The organism is Vibrio sp. 10N.222.52.C3, assembly GCF_041474195.1.
GTDB classification, from domain to species: Bacteria; Pseudomonadota; Gammaproteobacteria; order Enterobacterales; family Vibrionaceae; genus Vibrio; species Vibrio crassostreae_C.
In genome coordinates this window covers 1-4580 of the sequence record NZ_JBFRTQ010000227.1, presented here as the reverse complement: position 1 = coordinate 4580, position 4580 = coordinate 1, and the positions used below count along the sequence as shown (strand labels likewise).

General features: G+C 39.4%; 5 protein-coding genes. 1 reads left to right on the top strand and 4 read right to left on the bottom strand.

What is annotated here, in order from left to right; translation table 11 throughout:
• Positions 1 to 37: 37 nt before the first annotated feature.
• The 4 genes from AB4517_RS22490 to AB4517_RS22475 all read right to left on the bottom strand — a co-directional run bounded on the left by AB4517_RS22490 (position 38) and on the right by AB4517_RS22475 (position 3477).
• Entirely contained in the window at positions 38 to 601 is a 564-nt protein-coding gene (locus AB4517_RS22490; protein WP_372150075.1) for a hypothetical protein, read from the bottom strand.
• Positions 595 to 1710: an AAA family ATPase gene (locus AB4517_RS22485; protein ID WP_372150072.1), complete on the bottom strand. Its 1116-nt coding sequence runs from the start codon at positions 1708 to 1710 to the stop codon at positions 595 to 597. The genes AB4517_RS22490 and AB4517_RS22485 overlap by 7 nt, the downstream gene beginning before the upstream one ends.
• A gap of 207 nt (positions 1711 to 1917) precedes the next feature.
• Positions 1918 to 3105, bottom strand: a complete 1188-nt coding sequence (locus AB4517_RS22480; RefSeq protein WP_372150069.1) for a tyrosine-type recombinase/integrase — start codon at positions 3103 to 3105, stop codon at positions 1918 to 1920.
• Between the two features lie 9 nt (positions 3106 to 3114).
• On the bottom strand, positions 3115 to 3477 hold the full coding sequence (locus tag AB4517_RS22475; protein WP_108118509.1) for a hypothetical protein: 363 nt from the start codon (positions 3475 to 3477) through the stop codon (positions 3115 to 3117).
• A gap of 123 nt (positions 3478 to 3600) precedes the next feature.
• On the opposite strand from AB4517_RS22475, the gene AB4517_RS22470 reads away from it, so the two are divergent.
• Positions 3601 to 4548 (top strand): DUF2971 domain-containing protein, encoded by a 948-nt coding sequence (locus AB4517_RS22470; protein WP_010434590.1) that lies wholly within the window; start codon positions 3601 to 3603, stop codon positions 4546 to 4548.
• Positions 4549 to 4580: the final 32 nt, after the last annotated feature.

Sequence of the window (4580 nt, the reverse complement as noted above, 5' to 3'; positions counted from 1 at the left end):
CTTAGGATTTTAGGATGGTGAGATGAGGATAGCTACATCATTCGATAAAATAATCAACTAACTCTTTAGCACTATTACAGTTTTCATGCTGAGAAGCACTTTGCACAGTAAAATTGTGACGTTTTACAATTTTTTTAGCAAATGTTACCTTGCTTCCTGGCCCAGGTTTCCCTTGCTCAAGTGCGATCTCTTTGAGCCTATCCCAAGGTTTGCTTGGAGTGTTCTCTGGATATTGCTCATGAAAATCTGTAATTTTAAGCCAAGAATTCATAGCTTGAGAGTCCGCCAAATACCATGCTTCCAAGGCTTTTACTGCAATGAAAGAAAACGAAATATCGTTGTGTTCAACACGCTCTCTAACATCATCTACAACAGGCTCATCTTCTAAATCTGTCAGAATAAAAATATGTTGTAGTTCTTTTCCTCTAAGTACATCTAGATATACTTCTATGTTGTGTGGTAATAAATTACCTCCACCTTGTGCATCAACTACGGGGCTCACAAGCTCGTATCCATTTTCATGTAAAAAAGCTCTAAACCCATCAGACTCAACAATTATTTTTTCGCTGTTTCCTTCAACAATAAAGCCAACTCTTACCACGGTAACCCCCCGTCAAACAAATTAGTAAGCCAAGCTGTATCTAAAGGAATTTTATTTTTATCTATTCCTGAATCAATTGCTTTTTGTATTCTAGTTTTACCATCCAACTTACTAATAAAACAGAGTTCATGAGTTTCTAGATTTCTTACAATTGATTCACTATGAGTTGTTAGAAATATAGGGTGCTCTATGGTGGCATTTTCTCTCATCAAATGAACGATCTCCCCAATAGCTTTAGGGTGAATACCTCGTTCGGGTTCTTCAATTATCGTTAGACCTAACTCATTCGATCTACTCAACACTGCTGTTAATATACAAAGAGCATAAATTGTGCCATCAGAAATCAACTTGGCTGGAAATCTAGCTTTAGTACCTTCTTCTTTGAAAGTGATTACAGTTGATCCATCTAAACGTTGCTTCTCAGTTGAAACATTTTCCATTCCTGGAACAATTAGTTCTACCCACTCTAAAACTTGCTCTCTAAAATTATCGTCTCTTTCAAGCTGTGAAAGCATTGTTGCTACATTTTTACCATGTGAGTCGAGAGCTGAAGCTTCTGCTGTCGAGCTATCCGGTTCTTTTGCAGACAACGGATCTATTCTAAACACTTGTATATTAGTTAAAAATTGATACAAAGGTATATGACTTAAGATCATTAAAGAAGTCATTTCTTGTGGATAATTAGGAAGAGATTGGAGTTCAGTGCCTCCTTTAAATGCTATTTTTGTCTCTGAGTTAAATTTTCTATCTATTACAATATATTGGTCTATTTTTAAGCTCTCAGCGATATCAGGAGCCTTGTTGAGATTGCGAATTTTTAAGTTGTAATCATATATAGAACCATCAATTTCAATCGTAATTGCAAATGTAATAGTTGTTCTCTGTTCTTTACGAAACTTAAAACAGTGGATTTGATTAAAACCACCAAACTCTCGTACTGCCTGCACAGCTCCCTTCCTTACTACTGCACTTATAAAGGCAAGGGAGTCTGTTAAATTACTTTTCCCGGCTCCATTGGGCCCGGCAAAAACTAAAAAAGGTGACACTTCATCTAGGGCTAGATTAGCAATACTTTTAAAGCCCTTGACTTCGATTTTTTGGATATTCATAGAGTTGCCTCCGTCTCCTTGTGACAAGTCATATGTGGAAGTTAATTTCTTATATTCCAAAAGTTTGAGAGTCGATTGTACTACTAAATGTGCATGTATTTACATAACATATTATAAGTATTTATGTACCCACACATATAACTGTAACTAAGGTCACTATCCGTTTAAGTTGAGAATGACCTTTTTATATTGTCCTATTGTTATTGCTCAGTTACTCACATCCCCGACCAACTCTGAAACATTAGCACTTACCTCTCTCAACCTAGAGCTAGCCAAATGAGCATACCTAGTCGAAGTTTGAGGGCTCTGATGTCCCAATAAATGCTGAACATCATAGAGCGTAGCGTTACCACTGTTGATTAAAATTGAAGCAAAGCTATGCCTGAGGTCATGAATGCGGAAGTCATCATATATACCTGCTGCTTTCTTGATTCGAGCGAATGCCTTCTTTGGATGTGCGATAGGTCTACCGGGTGCATCTCCGGCAAAGATATAGGGGTTCTTACGTATCTGAAATCGTCGTTGGTCATGTATTACCTCCTTAGCTAAATTATTGAGTAAAACCGTCCTTGATAACCCCGATTTTGTGTGGGGAAGAAATAGGCTCCAATTGCCGTCGTCGTCGACGGTAAGGCAATCCCACTTAGAATTAGTAATTTCACCTATGCGCATCCCAGTAAGCAGGGCGAATTTTAAGGCATTCCCTTGGGTGCGATTGGGTTCCTCGTTACATGCCTTGATGAAGGATGAAACCTCTTTGCGGTTCAGGAATCTGTTTCTTAAATTATTCTCCTTGAGCTTTCTTATGTACTGTCCCGGATTCTTGTCCACGAATCCCCACTCCATTGCTAATCTGAACATTCTAAGGACTAGGGAGCGCAATCTGTTCACCGTGGATGGTTTCCTTGTTTCTAAAACTCCATCGAGTAGCTTTTGAATATCTTGTTGGTTGATATCGGTGATGCTTTTCTTGCCCCATTTGGGATAGAAATGAAGCTTCAAGTTACCGACATCATTCTTAGCAGTGAGTTTGTTCATTCGGGCATAGGGTAAGTAGTGTTCTTCCGCAAACTCTTGAAACGAGAGTACATTAGACTTCTCATCCCTCATAGCCTTGGGGTCATTGCCTAGTGCTATATCTCGCTTGTGGTCATTGGCTATCTGTCTAGCAGTGTTGATATCTAGCGCAGGGTATTCACCAATTTGTAACGATTTCTTTTTCCCGAAATAGGTGTATCTGAATAAGAAGCGCTTCCTTCCTTGTCTGTTGATAATTATTTTCAGGCCGCTACAGAGCTCATCCGTATACTCCGTTTCTTTACTTCGACTTGTCGACGGCGTCGGCGGGAGTGAATCAAGTTGGCGTTTATTAAATTTGAACTTACGTGATTGCATTAGTCCCCCTTACTCATCAGAGATTGAGAAATGCTGGTGTAATTCAGTGCGGAGTGTCTTAGGCATCAGTAGGTAGAGCCCCTTACCACTGTCCTCGACAATACTTAGGGATATAGAAGCTCCGTAATCTAGATCATCTTCGAATTCGGTATAGGTTAGAGCTCGTTTCAGTAGTTCGATATCGTCGACGACGACAGCGTTTAGCTCATTAATTGAGGTGAGGAACCAGAGCTCACATTGCAGCTCATCCCATGCCTGTTGGGTTTCTGTTTCATCGCGAAATGGTTCGGTGAGTATGGATTTGATTTGTTCTTGCAGAGTTGTAGTGGTTGGTAGGGTTATGATTTGTTGAAGATTGGTTATTTTGAGCATAATTAACTCCATGTTATGGGTAACATATGGTTAATATGATCTTGATTTTATTGATGATTCGGCAATGATAGATAAGTTCAGTGTGGTAACGTATGTATCTTAACGACTAATAGAGGTTTACTTATGTTGGAGCCCCCCAAGAAAGTATACAGGTACCAAAAGTTTAGTGAATTGAGCTTAGAGGCTCTATGTCTTGACCAATTATTTTTCTCTGATCCTGCTGCTTTCAACGATCCTTTAGACTGCCAACCATGTGTAGAGTCTGACTCTAACCTTGATGAATTACGCTTAATTTATCGTAGACAGTTAGAGAAACGAGTTGAGTCTGAGACATTAGCTTCGTTGAAAAAGGCTAATTTAGAAGGGAAAAGTGCACATTTACATGCTTTAAGTGTTGTTGAACAGTATGTAGAACGCGAGTTAGAGGACATTAGATATCACGCAACTAACCCTGATTATACTAATGGCCAATATGAAGCGGAATGTAACTTGCTGACTTTTGCGATACAGAGAGAACTTCTAAAGGAATACGATAGAGGGATTTGTTGTTTCTCTTCGTCTGATTTAAACCCTTTACTTTGGAGCCATTACGGGGATCAGCACCATGGGATTTGTGTAGGGTATGATTTAAATCGAACTCCCAAGCCCAACCTCCATAAAGTAACTTACGGTGGAAATAGAATTATTCATACAAGCTTAATATTAAAAGCAATTGTGGAGGGGCGGAATGACTACAGGGAGGAACTCGATAAAAATGTACTTTTACGGAAAGCTCTGCCATGGAGTTACGAAGAAGAATGGCGTCTATTGAGTAAACGAGGGATTCAAGATTCACCATTGGCTCTCAAAGATATTACTTTTGGGTTACGTTGTTCCAGCGGCGTTAAGCATGCTGTTATAGCTGCGCTAGAAGGGAGAACTGACGGTGTGTCTTTTTATGAGATCTACCAACATAGAGGAAGTTTTGATCTAAAAACGCAACCTGTAGATAGTGAGTTTCTACATGGCTTGCCACGAACATCTAGGTCAGGACAAGAAATATTTGGCCAAGTACCTGATTGGAAAATTTAACTTCCCCAGAACAACCATCCTAAAATCCTAAG